At 63.7% G+C, this 16,421-nt stretch carries 16 protein-coding genes; 7 read left to right on the forward strand and 9 right to left on the reverse strand.

The annotated features are described in order from the left end of the window. Nucleotides 1–143: 143 nt before the first annotated feature. The 3 genes from yjiA to PVA39_RS22855 all read right to left on the reverse strand — a co-directional run bounded on the left by yjiA (nucleotide 144) and on the right by PVA39_RS22855 (nucleotide 3,467). Nucleotides 144–1,109, reverse strand: coding sequence for a GTPase (gene yjiA, locus PVA39_RS22845; protein WP_274126022.1), 966 nt, complete (start codon nucleotides 1,107–1,109; stop codon nucleotides 144–146). Between the two features lie 83 nt (nucleotides 1,110–1,192). Next, entirely contained in the window at nucleotides 1,193–1,396 is a 204-nt protein-coding gene (locus PVA39_RS22850) for a YbdD/YjiX family protein (protein WP_013793040.1), read from the reverse strand. Further along, complete coding sequence (locus tag PVA39_RS22855) at nucleotides 1,386–3,467, reverse strand: carbon starvation CstA family protein (RefSeq protein WP_274126023.1); 2,082 nt, start codon at nucleotides 3,465–3,467, stop codon at nucleotides 1,386–1,388. The genes PVA39_RS22850 and PVA39_RS22855 overlap by 11 nt, the downstream gene beginning before the upstream one ends. A 249-nt stretch (nucleotides 3,468–3,716) precedes the next feature. Between PVA39_RS22855 and PVA39_RS22860 the strand changes: the two genes are divergently transcribed. The 5 genes from PVA39_RS22860 (at nucleotide 3,717) to PVA39_RS22880 (ending at nucleotide 9,635) form a co-directional block, all read left to right on the forward strand. Beyond that, nucleotides 3,717–5,090, forward strand: a complete 1,374-nt coding sequence (locus tag PVA39_RS22860) for a cache domain-containing protein (protein WP_274126024.1) — start codon at nucleotides 3,717–3,719, stop codon at nucleotides 5,088–5,090. Then, a complete protein-coding gene (locus tag PVA39_RS22865) occupies nucleotides 5,087–5,713 on the forward strand; it encodes a response regulator (RefSeq protein ID WP_274126025.1) in 627 nt (208 codons plus the stop codon). Before PVA39_RS22860 ends, PVA39_RS22865 begins: the two co-directional genes overlap by 4 nt. Before the next feature lie 76 nt (nucleotides 5,714–5,789). After that, nucleotides 5,790–6,161: a PilZ domain-containing protein gene (locus tag PVA39_RS22870; RefSeq protein WP_093507198.1), complete on the forward strand. Its 372-nt coding sequence runs from the start codon at nucleotides 5,790–5,792 to the stop codon at nucleotides 6,159–6,161. Nucleotides 6,162–6,292: 131 nt separating this feature from the next. Next, nucleotides 6,293–7,480 (forward strand): DUF3142 domain-containing protein, encoded by a 1,188-nt coding sequence (locus PVA39_RS22875; protein WP_274126026.1) that lies wholly within the window; start codon nucleotides 6,293–6,295, stop codon nucleotides 7,478–7,480. Next, nucleotides 7,467–9,635 (forward strand): hypothetical protein, encoded by a 2,169-nt coding sequence (locus tag PVA39_RS22880; RefSeq protein WP_274126027.1) that lies wholly within the window; start codon nucleotides 7,467–7,469, stop codon nucleotides 9,633–9,635. Before PVA39_RS22875 ends, PVA39_RS22880 begins: the two co-directional genes overlap by 14 nt. Before the next feature lie 7 nt (nucleotides 9,636–9,642). Here PVA39_RS22880 and PVA39_RS22885 read toward each other — a convergent pair whose 3' ends face one another. Next, nucleotides 9,643–9,816 (reverse strand): hypothetical protein, encoded by a 174-nt coding sequence (locus PVA39_RS22885; protein ID WP_167363188.1) that lies wholly within the window; start codon nucleotides 9,814–9,816, stop codon nucleotides 9,643–9,645. Between the two features lie 107 nt (nucleotides 9,817–9,923). Further along, on the reverse strand, nucleotides 9,924–11,291 hold the full coding sequence (radA, locus tag PVA39_RS22890) for a DNA repair protein RadA (protein WP_274126028.1): 1,368 nt from the start codon (nucleotides 11,289–11,291) through the stop codon (nucleotides 9,924–9,926). 137 nt (nucleotides 11,292–11,428) lie between these two features. Between radA and PVA39_RS22895 the strand changes: the two genes are divergently transcribed. Beyond that, nucleotides 11,429–11,908, forward strand: coding sequence for a GNAT family N-acetyltransferase (locus PVA39_RS22895; protein ID WP_274126029.1), 480 nt, complete (start codon nucleotides 11,429–11,431; stop codon nucleotides 11,906–11,908). A gap of 133 nt (nucleotides 11,909–12,041) precedes the next feature. Here the strand turns inward: PVA39_RS22895 and PVA39_RS22900 are convergent, their stop codons facing one another. Together PVA39_RS22900 and PVA39_RS22905 are read right to left on the reverse strand one after the other, a co-directional pair. Continuing rightward, on the reverse strand, nucleotides 12,042–12,278 hold the full coding sequence (locus PVA39_RS22900; protein ID WP_274126030.1) for a YdcH family protein: 237 nt from the start codon (nucleotides 12,276–12,278) through the stop codon (nucleotides 12,042–12,044). 221 nt (nucleotides 12,279–12,499) lie between these two features. Further along, nucleotides 12,500–12,754, reverse strand: coding sequence for a DUF465 domain-containing protein (locus tag PVA39_RS22905; protein WP_274126031.1), 255 nt, complete (start codon nucleotides 12,752–12,754; stop codon nucleotides 12,500–12,502). A gap of 283 nt (nucleotides 12,755–13,037) precedes the next feature. Here PVA39_RS22905 and mscL point away from each other — a divergent pair, with 283 nt between their 5' ends. Continuing rightward, nucleotides 13,038–13,451 carry a large-conductance mechanosensitive channel protein MscL gene (gene mscL / locus PVA39_RS22910; RefSeq protein WP_013793052.1) on the forward strand — a complete coding sequence of 138 codons (414 nt, stop codon included), beginning with the start codon at nucleotides 13,038–13,040 and terminating at the stop codon, nucleotides 13,449–13,451. A gap of 63 nt (nucleotides 13,452–13,514) precedes the next feature. Here the strand turns inward: mscL and PVA39_RS22915 are convergent, their stop codons facing one another. Continuing rightward, the gene (locus PVA39_RS22915) at nucleotides 13,515–15,077 is read right to left on the reverse strand and encodes a TerC family protein (protein ID WP_274126032.1); all 1,563 of its coding nucleotides are present in this window, start codon (nucleotides 15,075–15,077) and stop codon (nucleotides 13,515–13,517) included. Between the two features lie 312 nt (nucleotides 15,078–15,389). Next, nucleotides 15,390–16,163, reverse strand: coding sequence for a ferredoxin--NADP reductase (locus PVA39_RS22920; RefSeq protein ID WP_274126033.1), 774 nt, complete (start codon nucleotides 16,161–16,163; stop codon nucleotides 15,390–15,392). Between the last annotated feature and the right edge of the window lie 258 nt (nucleotides 16,164–16,421).

Consider the following 16,421-nt stretch of genomic DNA (forward strand, 5'->3'; position numbering starts at 1 on the left):
CGGAAATGAAAAAATGCCGGTCACTGACCGGCATTTTTTTCGCCTGTGCTTCGGGGCTCATGGAGCGCTTTTGCTCTCCAGCGCACTGGTGGATGAAAAAAGCGTCATTCGCCCTGCACGGCGGAAGCAGGCTGTGCTGTAGCTCAGCCCGCCAGCTCGGCGAAGCCCTGACGAATCGCCCCCTCGGGCAGGTTGTCTCCGATAAACACGATCACACTCTCGCGCTTCTCGTCAGCGCCCCACTCGCTGTCCCAGTCGAAGCCATACAGCCGCAACACGCCCTGAAACACCATGCGCCGGTCTTCGCCGGCGATGCTCAGCACGCCCTTGTAGCGCAGCAGCGAATTGCCGTGCTGTTCCAGCAGGTTCTCCATGAAGCCACTGAGGCGATCCAGATCCAGCGGCTTGACGCTGGTCAGCACCAGGGTGGCAATGCGGTCGCTGCTCTTGCCAGGCAGCACCGGTCGCAGGCTCGGCGCCACGTCGGCATTGAGGTTGAAGCCGCGCACATCCAGCAGCTCGCTCAAGTCGATGCGGCCATGCTCGACCACGCGGATCGGCGCCCGGCGGTTGATGCGCTGCAGCCGTGCGGCAAGCGCTTCACGGGCAGCATCATCGACCAGATCAGTCTTGCTCAGCAGAATGCGGTCGGCGAACCCAACCTGGGCCTGGGCGATGGTTTCCTGCAGATGGCGCTCGGCATTGACGGCGTCCACCAGGGTGATGATGCCGTCGAGCACGTAGCGCTCGCACAGCTCCTCGGTGGCGAAGAAGGTCTGGGCGACGGGCGCAGGATCGGCCAGGCCGGTGCACTCGATCACCAGGCGGTCGAAATCCAGCTCGCCGCTGTCACGCTTTTCCAGCAGCACGAACAGCGCCTTCTCCAGCTCGACATGGATGGAGCAGCACACGCAGCCGTTGGCCAGGGTCATCACCTGCACCGGCTCGCTGCCAAGCAGCTGGCTGTCGATGGGTGTTTCGCTGTATTCGTTCTCGATCACCGCGATCTTCAGACCGTGCTCGGCCTTGAGGATATGGCGCAACAGGGTGGTCTTGCCGGCACCGAGAAAGCCGCTGAGCACGGTGACCGGAATGGGGGGAAAGGACATGAATGCATTCCTCTGAAAGACACACGCCACGACGAGGCGTGGCGTGTGGTGCTTGAAGCGGGCCCAGGGCCCGCAAGGTGATATCAGCAGCAGCGGATCGGCCGCCCCTTGCCACCACCATAACGTGCTTCCTGACGCTCGCGGAAGAAGGCTTCATAGCTCATCACTGGCTGGTCCGGATGCTTCTTGGCCATGTGCTCGACGTAAGTGTCGTAGTCAGGCATGCCCACCAGCATCCGTGCAGCCTGACCGAGGTACTTGCCCATCCGGCTGAGATCATTGAACACGGGCAACCTCCGGCGCGTCTGCTGGCAGCGCTTCATAGGTGGCTTCACGGTCGGTACGCAGTTCCTTGCGCCAGGCGGCACGGCCGACCTTGATCGCATAGAACAATACGCTCAGCACCACGAACAGGAACAGCACGGTGAGCGTGGCGTTGGTGTAGGCGTTGAAGATCACGTGCTGCATCTGGCCGATGTCCTTGGCCGGGGCGATGACCTGACCGGCGTCCAGCGCGGTCTGGTACTTCTTGGCCAGTGCCAGGAAACCAACGGCCGGGTTCGGGTCGAGCAGCTTGATCAGGCCGGCGGTGGTGGTGCAGATCAGCAGCCAAGTGGCCGGAACCAGCGTCACCCACACGTAGCGCTCGCGCTTCATCTTGATCAGCACCACGGTGCCGAGCATCAGGGCGATACCGGCCAGCATCTGGTTGGAGATACCGAACAGCGGCCACAGGGTGTTGATCCCGCCCAGCGGATCGATCACGCCCTGGTACAGCAGCCAGCCCCACAGGGCCACGCAGCCGGCAGTGGCGATCACGTTGGCGGTCCAGGATTCGGTCTTCTTCAGGGCCGGCACGAAGTTGCCGAGCAGGTCCTGCAGCATGAAGCGGCCGGCACGGGTACCGGCATCCACGGCGGTGAGAATGAACAGCGCCTCGAAAAGGATCGCGAAGTGGTACCAGAAGGCCATGGTGTTCTCACCCGGCAGCACGTTGTGGAGGATCTGCGCGATACCCACGGCGAGCGTCGGCGCACCACCGGCACGGGCCAGAATGGTGTTCTCGCCGATATCACGGGCGACCGCCTCGAGCTGCTCGGGCGTTATCACGAAGCCCCAGCTGCTGACCGCGGCGGCGACCGACTGAACATCCGAACCGACCAGGGCCGCCGGGCTGTTCATGGCGAAGTACACGCCCGGCTCAATCACCGAGGCGGCGACCATGGCCATGATGGCCACGAAGGATTCCATCAGCATGCCGCCGTAACCGATGTAGCGGGCGTGGGTTTCGTTGGCCAGCAGTTTGGGCGTGGTGCCCGAGCTGATCAGCGCGTGGAAGCCGGACACCGCGCCACAGGCGATGGTGATGAATAGGAACGGGAACAGGGTGCCCTTCCACACCGGGCCGGTGCCATCGGTGAACTGGGTCAGCGCCGGCATCTTCAGCTCGGGCATGACCACCAGAATGCCGATAGCCAGGGCGATGATGGTGCCGATCTTGAGGAAGGTCGACAGGTAGTCGCGCGGCGCGAGGATCAGCCACACCGGCAGTACCGCGGCGACGAAGCCGTAGCCGATCAGCATCCAGGTGATCTGCACGCCGGTGAAGGTGAAGGCCGGGCCCCATACGGGATCAGCGGCGATCACGCCACCCAGCCAGATCGAGCCGAGCAGCAGGACCACCCCGATCAGGGAAATCTCGCCAATACGGCCTGGGCGGATGTAGCGCATGTAGATGCCCATGAACATGGCGATCGGGAGGGTCGCCATCACGGTGAACATGCCCCACGGGCTTTCCGCCAGCGCCTTGACGACGATCAGCGCCAGCACCGCGAGGATGATGATCATGATCAGGAAGCAGCCGAACAGGGCGACAGTGCCCGGGATCTGACCCATTTCCTCACGGACCATGTCTCCGAGCGAGCGACCGTTGCGGCGCGTGGAAAGGAACAGAACGATGAAATCCTGCACCGCACCGGCCAGCACCACACCGGCGATCAGCCACAGGGTGCCCGGCAGATAGCCCATCTGCGCGGCGAGTACCGGGCCGACCAAGGGGCCGGCGCCAGCGATGGCAGCGAAGTGGTGGCCGAACAGGATGTGCTTGTTGGTCGGGACGTAGTCCAGGCCATCGTTGTTGAGCACGGCAGGGGTCGCACGGGAGGGGTCGAGCTGCATCACCTTGGTGGCGATGAACAGGCTGTAGTAGCGGTACGCGACGAGGTAGATCGCCACGGCAGCGACGACGATCCACAAGGCATTGATCGACTCGCCGCGATTCAGCGCCACGGTGCCCAGGGCGAAGGCGCCCAGCAACGCGACCGCGAACCAGGCGAAATGGCTGGCCATTCTGGTCATTGAACATCTCCAGCCGCAGGCCGTGGCCCACGACATCATTGTTATTGTGATGCTCTGCAAGCGGAGCCTGCCAACTATCCCCCCATGGCCCGCTGGCAGTAATTCGCAAAACTACCCACGGCCCTCTGCGTAGAACTACGCAACAGCACAGCGCCAGCACCAGCACCAGCACCAGCCGAGGATTGCCGCTTTGTGTATGCTCTGCGGCCCTCACCTACCGCCTGTTGGCTCAGCTGCCAGGAGTGCCAGATGCAACTCAAGCACAAGATCGTCGCGCTGAGCCTGTTGCCCATGCTGCTGGCCGTGGCCGTGGTGTGCCTGCTGGTGCTGATCCAGAACCAGCGCCTGGGCAACCAGCAGGCTCAGTTGATCGAGCACAGCATCCTCGGCAGCAAGCAGGCCGAGCTCAAGCACTATGTCGAGATGGCCATGAGCACCATCGCGCCGCTGTACGACAGCGGCCGCGACGACGAGCAAACCAAGCGCCAGGTGCTGACCCTGTTGCAACGCATAAATTTCGGCAGCGACGGCTACTTCTTCGTCTACGACCGCAACGGCAAGAACCTCATGCACCCGCGCCAGGCGGCGTTGGTGGGCAAGGACCTATGGAACATGACCGATCCCCATGGCCTCCCGGTGATCCAGGCGCTGATCCGCAGCGCCACCGAAGGCGACGGTTTCCAGCGCTACGCCTGGCAGAAGCCTTCCACAGGCCAGGTTGCGGAAAAGCTCGCCTACGTGACCCAACTCGACCGCTGGGGCTGGATGCTCGGCACCGGCATCTACCTGGAAGACGTCGACAAGGCAATCGCCCAGGTTCGCCATGATGTGAACAGCGGCATCCGCACCACCATGTTGGCCATCGCCATCGTCGCGCTGATCGCCGTGCTGCTGGTGTTCGCCAGCGGCCTGACCCTCAACGTCAGCGAACACCGCCTGGCCGACCGCAAGCTGCAGCAACTGACCCAGCGCATCATCACCTCCCAGGAAGAGGAGCGCTCGCGGTTGTCCCGGGAGCTGCACGACGGCATCAGCCAGCTGCTGGTGTCGATCAAGTTCAAGTTCGAGCTGGCTAGCCATGAGCTGGACGCCGGCAAGCCCAGCGCCGCGCAAAGCTTGCGCCAGGGCATCGAGCGCCTGGCCGGGGCGATCGGCGAGGTGCGGCGCATTTCCCATGACCTGCACCCTTCGCTGCTCGACACCCTCGGCCTGGCGTCGGCGATCGGCCAGCTGGCCAGCGAATTCGAGCAGCGCAGCGGCCTGCGCGTGGACTATGACAATCGCTTGGGCGACACGCGCCTGAGCGACGACATGAACGTGGCGCTGTTTCGCATCCTCCAGGAGGCGCTGACCAACATCGAGCGCCATGCCGAGGCCAGCCAGGTGACGCTCAGCCTGACCAGCGACGAGCGCCAAGTGCACCTGCGCATCAGCGACGACGGCACCGGCTTCAGCCCACGCCAGGCGGAGCAGAGTGGCGGCATCGGGCTGCGCAACATCCGCGAACGGGTCGAGCATTTCGGCGGCGACTTCAGCATCGCCTCCACGCCCGCTGGCACCGTTCTGACCGTCGCCCTGTTACTCTCCGCCGACGTGCCACAATCCCGGACCGAGCCCGCATGAAGACCATCCGCATCGCCCTCGTCGACGACCACATTCTGGTGCGCGAAGGCATCCGCACCTTGCTGTCGATGGTCGAGCATTTCGAGATCGCCGGTGAAGCCGGAAGTGGCAGCGAGGCGCTGGAGCTGGTGGCCCGTGAGCAGCCGGATATCCTGCTGATGGACATTGGCCTGAAAGACATCAACGGCCTGGAACTGACCGGCATCATCAGCAAGCGCTACCCGGCCATCAAGGTGCTGATCCTCAGCATGTACGACAATCAGGAATACGTGAGCAGCTCGCTGCGCATGGGCGCCTCGGGTTACGTGCTCAAGGAGGCGCCGTCCCAGGACATCATCTCCGCCATCGACGTGCTGGCCGTCGGCGGGCGCTTCTACAGCGGCGACGTGGCCCACAAACTGGCCCAGGAAGACACCGAGGAAGGCGAGCTGACTCCGCGCGAACGCCAGGTGCTGCTGATGATGGCCCAGGGCCTGAACAACAAGGCCATGGCCCGGGAGCTGGCGATCAGCGTACGCACCGTGGAAACCTACCGACTGAACATTCGCCGCAAACTGGATATCGAAAAGCCCGCCGACCTGGTTAAACACGCCATGGAGCACGGCTGGTCGCCGCAAACCTGACGCCAGCTTTCGCGCATTCGGCGACGCCGCCGCGCGGCTTGGCTATAGTGGATAAAACTAAAAGAGGACAGCTTCCATGAGTGACAACCACGAACGTCGGCGCTTCCAGCGCATCGCCTTCGACGCGCCCGCCGAAATCGTGCAGGGTGAACAGAGCTGGCAGGTGGAGCTGCACGACATCTCCTTTCGCGGCGTACTGGTACGCCGGCCCTGGAACTGGGAAGGCGAAGCCGGCCAGGATTACCTGCTGCGCATCGCCCTCGATGACAATCTGCAAGTGAGCATGCAGGTCGAGCTGGTACACCGTGAAGAGCGCGTGCTGGGCTTTCTCTGCCACCACATCGACCTGGACTCCATGAGCCACCTGCGCCGCCTGGTGGAACTCAACCTGGGCGACGAAACCCTGCTCGAACGCGAGCTGGCCGCCCTCTGCGAAGACGATAACTGACTCCTCCCATCCAGAGCGACAATTCGCCGAGCCGGTGACCTAGCAAGGCCTGGCTTGGCAAAATCAGCGCGCAGCAAATGCGGGCCAGGCGTATCGTATGCACCGTCCCGCTGCGCGACGATACCGACCGTATGCATCGATCCCTCTGCTGTTTGTGCCTGTCGCTGCTGGCGCTGCTTTGCGTTGCCTGCTCGCCACCGCCTCCGGCACCGCTGGAGCAGCAGGTCTATATCTGGCAGCGGCAATGGCAACCCTCACATCGTCAGGTGCTTACGCAGAGCAAGAGCGACTTCACCGTCTTACGCGTGCTTGCTCTGCAGTTTCATCCCAAGGCAGGCTGGGCCAGGGCCTATCCCGACCTGCAGCAACTGATCGCTGACGGTCGCCCGGTAGTGATGGTGATACGGCTCGACGGACAATTGCCGCAAGCAGATCAGGCGCAGATTCTCGGCCAAACAGCCAGCCTGTTGGCTGAATGGCAAGCCAGCGGGGTCAATCTGCAAGGTGTGGAAATCGATCACGACTGCGCAAGTGCGCGGCTACCCGCCTACATAGACCTGCTAGCAGCACTGCGCTCCGCGCTGCCCACCAACCTCGCGCTGAGCATCACCGCCCTGCCCACCTGGCTGAATAGCCCGCATCTGGAAGCCCTGCTACGTCAAGTCGACAGCTCGGTGCTGCAGGTTCATGCCGTCAACGATCCACGCGATGGCCTGTTCGACCCACGGCAGGCAAAACGCTGGGCCGATGCCTACGGCAAGCGCAGCGAAAAACCCTTCCTGCTCGCGCTCCCCGCCTATGGCGTCGCCGTGATCGAGGCCTCACGACAAGTCGAGAGCGAAGCCCCACTGGATGTGGGCGGAAGCCGCCGCGAACTGCTTGCAGATCCGCAGCAGGTCGCCAACCTTCTGACCACCCTGGACGAGCGCCGCCCGGAAAAGCTGCGTGGCATCATCTGGTTCCGCCTGCCGCTGCCAGATGACCGACGCGCCTGGCCGATGGCGACGCTGCAAGCGGTTATACATGGGCAGCCGTTGAACGCCTCGATCACCGTGGACGTGAACCAAGCCGGCCCGTTGCGTGAGTTGACGCTGGTGAGCAACGGTAATCGCGACGTCGACCTTCCAGCGCGCGTCAGTCTGGCTGGTAGCCACTGCGAAGCAGCCGACGCCGTCGCCGGCTATCACCTGGAACGAGGCGAAAATGGTCCGGTATTCGTTCGCAAACAACCCGCCCGTCTCGCGGCAGGGCAACGCCAGGCACTGGGCTGGGCACGCTGCAGCCTGTTCGAGCAAGGAGCAATTCATGTTTCACCCTGAGTGGCAACGCCGGCTGCTAGGTATCGGCGTTGGCCTGGTGCTACCGCTGTCCCCGGCCATCGCTTGTGGACCCGACTTCCCCTATCTGCTGCTCAATGATCGCCAGAACGCTCTGGCGCAGCTGCCCGAAGGCAGCTTCACACAGGAGATTCGCAAACTTGGTGCGACGATTCCCGGCCTGGGCGGCGCCAGTGAAGCGACACTGCCGCAGTACTGGGGCACCAACGACCGCCTGCCGGATCAGCGTGACGAGGTGGAAAAAGCACAGTTGCCGGACGGCGTCTTCGAGCGTGTTCAGCAATTGCGCACACTCACCGATGCGGCCGAGGTAGAACGCCAGAGCGTCGAGCTGCCGGCCGAGCTGCGCCTGTACACCGCTGGCGCCGTGGCCTTCGCCCAAGGCGACCACCGGCAGGCCGCCGAGTACTTCCAGCGCGTACTGGCCTTGCCGGCCGAGCAACGCAAGTTGCGCAGCACCTGGGCGGCCTACTCCCTTGGTCGTAGCCTGGCGTTCATGACCGGCGAGGCCTCCGACACCATCGATCCCGAGCTGCCGCAGCGGGCGACCGCGGCTTTCGAGCAGACGCGTAAGCTGGCGATTGAAGGTTTCGACGATCCGCTCGAGCTGGCCATTGCCAGCCTCGGCGAACAGGCGCGACTGAGTCTGCAGGCAGGCGCATGGAGCCAGGCCATCGCCCTCTACGCCAGCCAGGCCATCCATGGCTCCGAAACCGGCAGCAGCTCATTGCGCGAGGTCGGCGCAACGCTCGCTGCTATGGATGATCAACACCTGCTGCCGCTGCTGCAACAGCAGGCGGTGCGGCAATTACTCAGCGCCATGCTGCTGGCCGGCATCCAGCATTCGTCGCTGCCCGCACAACGCCTGCTGACGCTGATTCAGCAGACGGGCATCCAGCAGCTGGACGACGCCGACCGCCTAGCTGCCATCGCTTACCGCGAAGGGGATTACACCACAGCTCAGCGTTTTCTCGAGCGCGCTGCCGATAGCGGCCTGACCTGGTGGCTACGAGCCAAAATGGCGCTGCGCGCTGGCGACAGCAAAGCCGCCAGCCAGGCCTATGCCGAGGCGGCCAAACGCTTTCCGGACGACGAGAACTGGGGTTGGCGCCGTAACGGCGACTGGCTGAACGAAACCCTGAAGCCCAAATGCCGTATCGAAGGCGAGTCGGCGATTCTCGCACTCGAGCGTGGTGACTATCTGCAAGCCTTCGAACAGCTTTATCGCAGTGGTGATCTCTATTGGGAGGACGCCGCTGCCGTGGCAGAGCGCGTACTGACCACCGATGAACTCAAAGGCTACGTCGACAGTCACGTCACCAGCACCCCGGAGCCTGCCGACGGCGAACCTTGGAATTACTGGGACCGCCCGCCGGCCTTGCGCCTGCGCGAGCTGCTTGCGCGCCGCCTGATGCGCGACGGCCGTTATGACGAAGCACGTGGTTACTTCACCCAGGCCGGGCAACAGCAGGCCGCAGCGGACTACCAGCAGGCACGCCAGCGTACACAAAGCGCGTGGACCGATATCGGCCGCGCCGAGGCCTATTTCGAGGCTGCCAGCATCCTTCGCCACCAGGGCATGGAACTGCTGGGCTACGAACTGGGGCCGGATAACTACGTTTATGCAGGCAACTACCCCGAACGCTACAACAGCGCACAGGTGACTCCGGACACAGGCCCGGTTGATACGGGTGGCCTGCTATCGGTAGCCGAGGCGCAGCGCTGGAACGCCACTGCAGCCGAACCCTATCGGCGCTTTCATTACCGGTGGATAGCGGCAGATCTGGCCAGCAGCGCGGCGGATCTGCTGCCGGAACGCAGCCAGGCGTTCGCCAGCACCTTGTGTGCGGCCACCGACTGGATGATCAATGTCGATCCGCAACGTGCACAGAGCTACTACCGGCGTTACGTTGAGCATGGCGCGCTGCGCCTGCCGCCAGCTCCGGCCTTCGTGTTCGGCGTGGGCGCCTGCGAGACGCCTGATTTCCAGGCAGCGCGCAAGCGGCAATGGATCGAGCGCGGGCAAACCGTCACTCAAGCCGTACGCGAATACCGGGGTGCGCTGGCTGCACTCTCGCTAGCAGTTGTCGGCATCGCCATCTACTGGCGACGCCGTGCCAGGAAAGCCACTGCGTGAGGGTCGCTCAGTGGCGGATACCAAAATCGCAGCAGGCCGCATCGGCCTCGCGACGACGGGCGCGACGGGCTTTCACCACACGCGGCAGCAAATCCAGAAGCGGCTGACGCTTGCGCTCGACGCCCAGGCGGTCGACGTGGGAAGCACTGGATTTGGCGATGATGTCGTAGAACAGCAGCATGATGGCGACTCCTCTGTGGGTACGCCTTCATCCTGCGACTGCCGCCCTGCCCCGCCATTGACACGGATCAATAGCCGCCGGACGCCCATAGCGGCAGAACGCCGCAGCTACTCGAACAGTGCGTCGAGGGCCTGCTCCAGGCGCGTCACGGCGACCACCTGCAAGCCGGGCGGCGACTCCTTCGGCGCATTGGCCTTGGGCACGATGGCGCGCTTGAAACCGTGCTTGGCGGCTTCTTTCAAACGCTCCTGACCGCTGGGCACCGGGCGTATTTCGCCGGACAGACCGACTTCGCCAAACACCAGCAAATCGTGGGGCAGCGGCCGGTTGCGCAGGCTGGAAATCACCGCCGAGATCAGCGCCAGGTCGGAGGCAGTTTCCAGCACCTTCACGCCGCCGACCACGTTGAGGAACACATCCTGGTCATAGGTGGGAATGCCGCCATGGCGGTGCAGCACCGCGAGCAGCATGGCCAGGCGATTCTGATCAAGCCCAAGCGTCACCCGCCGTGGGTTGGACATATGGCTGGTGTCGACCAGCGCCTGCACTTCCACCAACATCGGCCGGGTGCCTTCCCAGGTGGCCATGACGATGCTGCCCGGCACCTCTTCCTGGGCGCGGGTGAGGAAGATCGCCGAGGGGTTGCTGACTTCCTTGAGGCCCTTGTCGGTCATGCCGAACACGCCCAGCTCGTTGATCGCGCCGAAGCGATTCTTCACCGCGCGCAACAGGCGCAGGCGGCCATCGGGATCGCCCTCGAAATACAGCACGGTATCGACCATGTGCTCGAGCACCCGCGGGCCGGCCAGGGCGCCCTCTTTCGTCACGTGGCCGACCAGGAAGATTGCCGTGCCGCTCTGCTTGGCGAAGCGCACCAGCAGCGCCGCACTCTCGCGCACCTGGGCGACGCCGCCGGGTGCGGACTGCAGTTGCTCGGTGAAGATGGTCTGGATCGAGTCGATCACCATCACCTTGGGCTTTTCATGGCGGGCGGTGGCGATGATGCTTTCGATGCAGGTCTCGGTCATCACCTTGAGCTTGTCTTCCGGCAGGCCCAGACGCCGGGCGCGCATCGCCACCTGCTGCTGGGATTCCTCGCCGGTGACGTACAGCGCCGGAAACCGCTGGGCGACGTTGCACAGGGTCTGCAGCAGGATGGTCGACTTGCCGATGCCGGGGTCGCCGCCGATCAGCACCACCGAGCCGTCCACCAGGCCGCCGCCGAGCACGCGGTCGAGTTCGCCGGACGCGGTGGAAAAGCGCGCAACTTCCTCGACGCTGACTTCGGCCAGAGTCTTGAGCTGCGCCTGCTGCCCGGCCCAGCCGGTTCGCCCGCTGGGCGCAGCTGCGCCGCCGGCTTCGATCATGGTTTCGGTGAGGGTATTCCAGGCGCCGCACTCGCCGCATTGCCCGGCCCACTTGGGAAAGGTCGCGCCGCACTCGGTGCAGCCGTACAAGCGTTTGGCCTTGGCCATGAGAGTCGTCCTGCCTGATCAATCGTGGCCGAAACGATACCGAACAACTGGATAAATTTACAGACCTGCGCATGCAGGCTATCGACGGCGCACCGGCCAGGTCGATAATGCGCCGCTCCCCTGCCCCGAGGCCCGCGATGTCCATCGAACTGATTCCCGCCAGCGCCGAGCAGCTGCCGCTGATCCGCAACCTCTACCAGTTCTATGCCTACGAATCGTCGGGCTGGGAGCAGGAAGACGTCGAGGTCGACGGCCGCTTTTACGTGCACGAGCCGCATCTGCAGCGCTACTGGCAGGACGAAGGCTGGAGCGCCGGGCTGATTCTGGTCGACGGTTTTATCGCCGGTTTTCTGCTGCTGGAGGCCTGTGAGGACCAGCGCCTGGCCGACATGGAATTCGCCGACCTGTTTCTGCTCAAGAAATACCGGCGCCTGGGCATCGGCCGTGCGTTGCTGCAGCAAACGGTCAGCGACGGGCGCCGTTGGCTGCTGTGCTGTTATGCACAGGATGAGCTGGCGAATGCCTTTTGTCGGCAGGTGGTCGGTGAGCTGCCATTCGCGGTAAGCGAGCTGGATAGGGACGAGTCGGGCCTGCAACGTTTTCTCGTGCAGGCCTGAAGAGCCCCGGATTACGCCTGCGGCTACCCCAGACTACAGAAGCCAGGCCGTAGCCTGTGGTTGAGCGAAGCGATACCCAGGAATCCGTTGGTAAAGACCCGGAACATCGCTGCGCCCAATATCGGCTGAAGGCTCAGCGCTCGGTGAGCTCCTGCGCGATCTTGTCCTTGAGCAACACCCGCTCGCGGCGCAGGCGGCCCAGGGTTTCGTCATCGAAGGACTGATTGCCGGATTCGAGCTCGACGATGCGTTTGTCCAGGTCCTGGTAGCGGCCCACCAAGCCATCGAAACCCGGATGGCTCTTGCGACGCTCGGTCAGGGCGTCGCCGAACTCACGAAATTCTTCGCGCAGATTGTGCTCGGCGGTCATGGGGCGCTCCTCTATGGTGGGGTGGTGATCCATTGACCTTAGCGCATATTCACGATCTGCTGCGCGTCGGCGCTCCTGCGTTAAAAACAAGCTCGGAATGCTCATTTACCACTCGTAAACTCCGCTTCCTCGCTTGTTTTTGCCTTGGATCGCTCTAGCTCGCGAGATCGTGAATAAGCTCTTCGCCCATCACCACCGACACGCCCGCCCGACGAGTTGCATCAACCGCCGCAGTGGTTGCCGCAGTTGCAACATTCACCGCGCGCCTTGCGCTGCTGACGCGCCAGATCCTCGCGCAAACCGGAGCGGCGCAATTTCAGGGCAGCCAGGCTTAGCCCGTCAGGCCGCTCCAGGCCATTTTCGATACGGGCGATACGCCGGTCGACATCGTCGTGCTGCTCCACCAGCGCCGCATAGGCGGGGTTACCGTGCAGCCGCGCGGCGGTGTCGGATTGGGCGCAATAGTCGATATGCATGGCCAGGCTCCTAAAAAATGATATGGCCACTCTAATCAGGTGGAAGACCCTTACCGTTGATCCTCGTCAACCGCGTAAAGCTGCCGGCCACCGCTGGTCGTTTGTGCGCAAAGCCCCGATGCAGAGCGCTGCAGCGAGCCGGCTTGCATCAACTTCCGGTAATAAATTCGGACAATGCCGCGACCTGGGGGTCACAAACCTAACGCCAGCAGAAGGCCAATCATGGCAGACCGCTAGCGGTGCTTTACACTTCAGCGCACCAAACAGATCCAGGGGGTTACACATGAGCATCATCAACGAATTCAAGGCCTTCGCGGTCAAGGGCAACGTCGTCGACATGGCGGTCGGTATCATCATCGGCGCGGCCTTCGGCAAGATCGTCTCGTCCTTCGTCGGCGACGTGATCATGCCGCCCCTGGGGCTGCTGATCGGTGGAGTGGACTTCTCGGACCTGGCCATCACCCTCAAGGCCGCCGAGGGCGATATCCCGGCCGTGGTGCTGGCTTACGGGCGCTTCATCCAGACGGTGATCGACTTCATCATCATCGCCTTCGCGATCTTCATGGGCGTCAAGGCGATCAACCGCCTCAAGCGCGAAGAAGCCGCCGCGCCGTCGGTGCCACCAGCGCCGAGCACCCAGGAAGTACTGCTGACGGAAATCCGCGACCTGCTCAAGAACCAGCAGCACAAGGATTGATCGGGCAGCAGAGCAGCAAAGAAAACGGCGCCTCCAGGGCGCCGTTTTCATGTCTAGCTCAGGTCACGCAGCCGACTCGCTGCCCGGCTTGAGCAGTACGCGGGTGATGCGCCGTTCCTTGACCTCGATCACCGTCAGCTCCCAGCCCAGGTACTCGACCTTGTCACCGATCAGCGGCAGGCGGTCGAGCAGACTCATGGCCAACCCGGCCAGGGTCTGGTAATCGTCGGTCGGCTTGGCGGCGAAGTTCATCCGCTCGCGCAGCACCGCCAGGTTGACCGCACCGTTGACCCGGTAGCCGCCGTCCACTTCCTCGACGTCCGGGCCATCCACTTCGCTGGCGTCCGGCAGCTCGCCGGCAATCGCTTCGAGGATGTCGGTCAGGGTCAGCAGGCCTTCGAAGCCGCCGAACTCGTTGACCACGAAGGCCACGTGGGTCGAGCCCTGGCGCATCTGCTCGAGCGAGCTGAGCACGCTGGAGCTGTCCGGCAGGTTGATCGGCGCACGCACCAGGCTCTCGATATCCGGCTGCTGGCCCTTGAGCAGTTCCTTGAACAGCTCCTTCTTATGGATGTAGCCCAGGGGCTCGTCGCGCGTTTCGTTGCGGATCACCACCAGACGCGAGTGCGGCGAGTCGAGCAGCGCCTGCTGGATCTTCTCAGGGGCGTCGTCAAGGTTGATGCAGTCGACTTCCATGCGGTCGGTCATGACCTTCTGGATCGACAGCTCGGCCATGTTCAGCACGCCGCTGATCATCACCCGCTCACGACGGTCGAACAGCGCAGTTTCACCCTGCTCGCCCTCGAGCATGTCGGCGATGTCCTCGCCGACTTCATCGGCCTGCACCTTGCCGCCGAGCATGCGCATCACCGCGTGGGCGGTGCGGTCACGCAGGCCGCGCTGGCCCTGCAGGCTGCGCTTGCGGCGCGAGCGGGCGACCTGGTTGAACAGCTCGATAAGGATCGAGAAGCCGATGGCGGCGTACAGGTAACCTTTCGGGATGTGGAAGCCCAGGCCCTCGGCGGTCAGGCTGAAGCCGATCATCATCAAAAAGCCCAGGCACAGCATGATCACCGTCGGGCGGGCGTTGACGAAGGCGGTCAGCGGCTTGCTGGCGACGATCATCAGGCCAATGGAGATGATCACCGCGATCATCATCACTTCCAGGTGCTCGACCATGCCAACGGCAGTGATCACCGCATCCAGCGAGAACACCGCGTCGAGCACGATGATCTGCGCCACCACCGGCCAGAACTTGGCGTAGGTGCGCGAGCCACCGGGCTGGTGCACGCGGCCTTCGAGGCGCTCGTGCAGCTCCATGGTGGCCTTGAACAGCAGGAACACACCACCGAACAGCATGATCAGGTCACGTCCGGAGAACGACTTTCCGAACACCTCGATCAGCGGATCAGTCAGCGTCACCAACCAGGCCATGCTGGCCAGCAGGCCCAGGCGCATGATCAGCGCCAGACTCAGGCCAATCACCCGCGCGCGGTCACGCTGCTCGGGCGGCAGCTTGTCAGCGAGGATGGCGATGAACACCAGGTTGTCGATGCCCAGAACGATTTCCAGGACGATCAGGGTCAACAGACCCAGCCAGGCCGTCGGATCAGCGATCCATTCCATTTAGTGTGTAGCTCTCTCTAGGGGAAAACAGAGACGGCCGAACGCGGCACACATGCAGGGCGCAGGCGCGTGAAGTCTCGGCTGTCGGGAAGGATGCGCAGCGTTGTGCTGCACGGTGGGCGCGCGCCGGGCGGCGCTGCCTTTGGGAAGCGCCCTCGTCCGTAATGGCGAGGGCGGTCGACTACTGTCGCTGTCCATGAAGACCGGATAATGGGAAACAGACCCCGCAATCTACTGGAGCGCGAGTCACGCCGAAAGCGGCAAGTTTGTAACCGTGCTTTACAGGCCTGGCCAGCACGCCAGGCTACGGCCTTACCAGTAGTTCTCCACAGCGACCTGGCCGGGCCGCCGGGTCAGGCTGAGGTTCATGTTGCGCGCCTTCAGGCACTGGCGGATGTCGTCGATCATCTGCGGGTTGCCGCAGATCATCACCCGCGAATGTTCGGGGGTCAGCGGCAGATCGGCAGCCCGCTCCAGCTCGCCGTTTTCGATCAACTGGGTGATGCGCGCATTCAGACAGCCCGGCGCCTGCTCGCGGGTAACCACCGGCACATAGGTGAGCTTGTGGGTGTACTCGGCCAGATGCTCCAGTTCGGCGAAGCCGTGGATCATGTCCTGATAGGCCAGCTCGGCCAGGGTGCGCGCGCTGTACACCAGCACGATGCGCTCGAAGCGCTCCCAGATTTCGAAATCCTGCAGCATCGACAGGAACGGCGCGATGCCGGTGCCGCTGCCCAGCAGCCACAGGTCGCGGCCATCGACGAAGCGATCCAGGGTCAGATAACCGGTGGCCATCTTCTCCACCAGCAGGGTGTCGCCGACGCGCAGCCGGCTCAGCTCGCTGGTGAACTCACCGCCGGGCACCACGATGGAAAAGAACTCCAGATGCTCGTCGTGGGGCGCCGAAACCAGCGAATACGCACGCCAGACCACCGAGCCATCGGCCTTCTCCACGCCCAGGCGCACGAACTGCCCGGCGCGAAAGCGAAACCCGGCATCGCGGGTGGTGCGCAGGGTGAACAGCGTGGGCGTCAGGGTCTGTACGTCGAGAAGGGTCTGGCGGGTGAATTTGTCTTCGCTACTCATCGGCGGCTCCGTCTGGGCTCATGGGCCTAGTGTCGCGCAAAGCGGCTGCTGGAAACACCGGTAAAGATCAGGGAGAACGGTTGGGCAAGATCGCCGGGTGCACGGTTTTCGATGTGACTGGTGGATAAGCTTCGCGTTGTCCAACCGATGGGCGATGCACGGTGTCGCTTCGCTCAACACGGGCCACGGCAGAGGGCATTTGCGCGGTTCTCCTGTGGGAGCGCGCCATGCGCGCGAATCGCGGGCATGGCGCGCTCC

Source organism: Pseudomonas sp. CNPSo 3701, assembly GCF_028674975.1.
Classification (GTDB): domain Bacteria; phylum Pseudomonadota; class Gammaproteobacteria; order Pseudomonadales; family Pseudomonadaceae; genus Aquipseudomonas; species Aquipseudomonas straminea.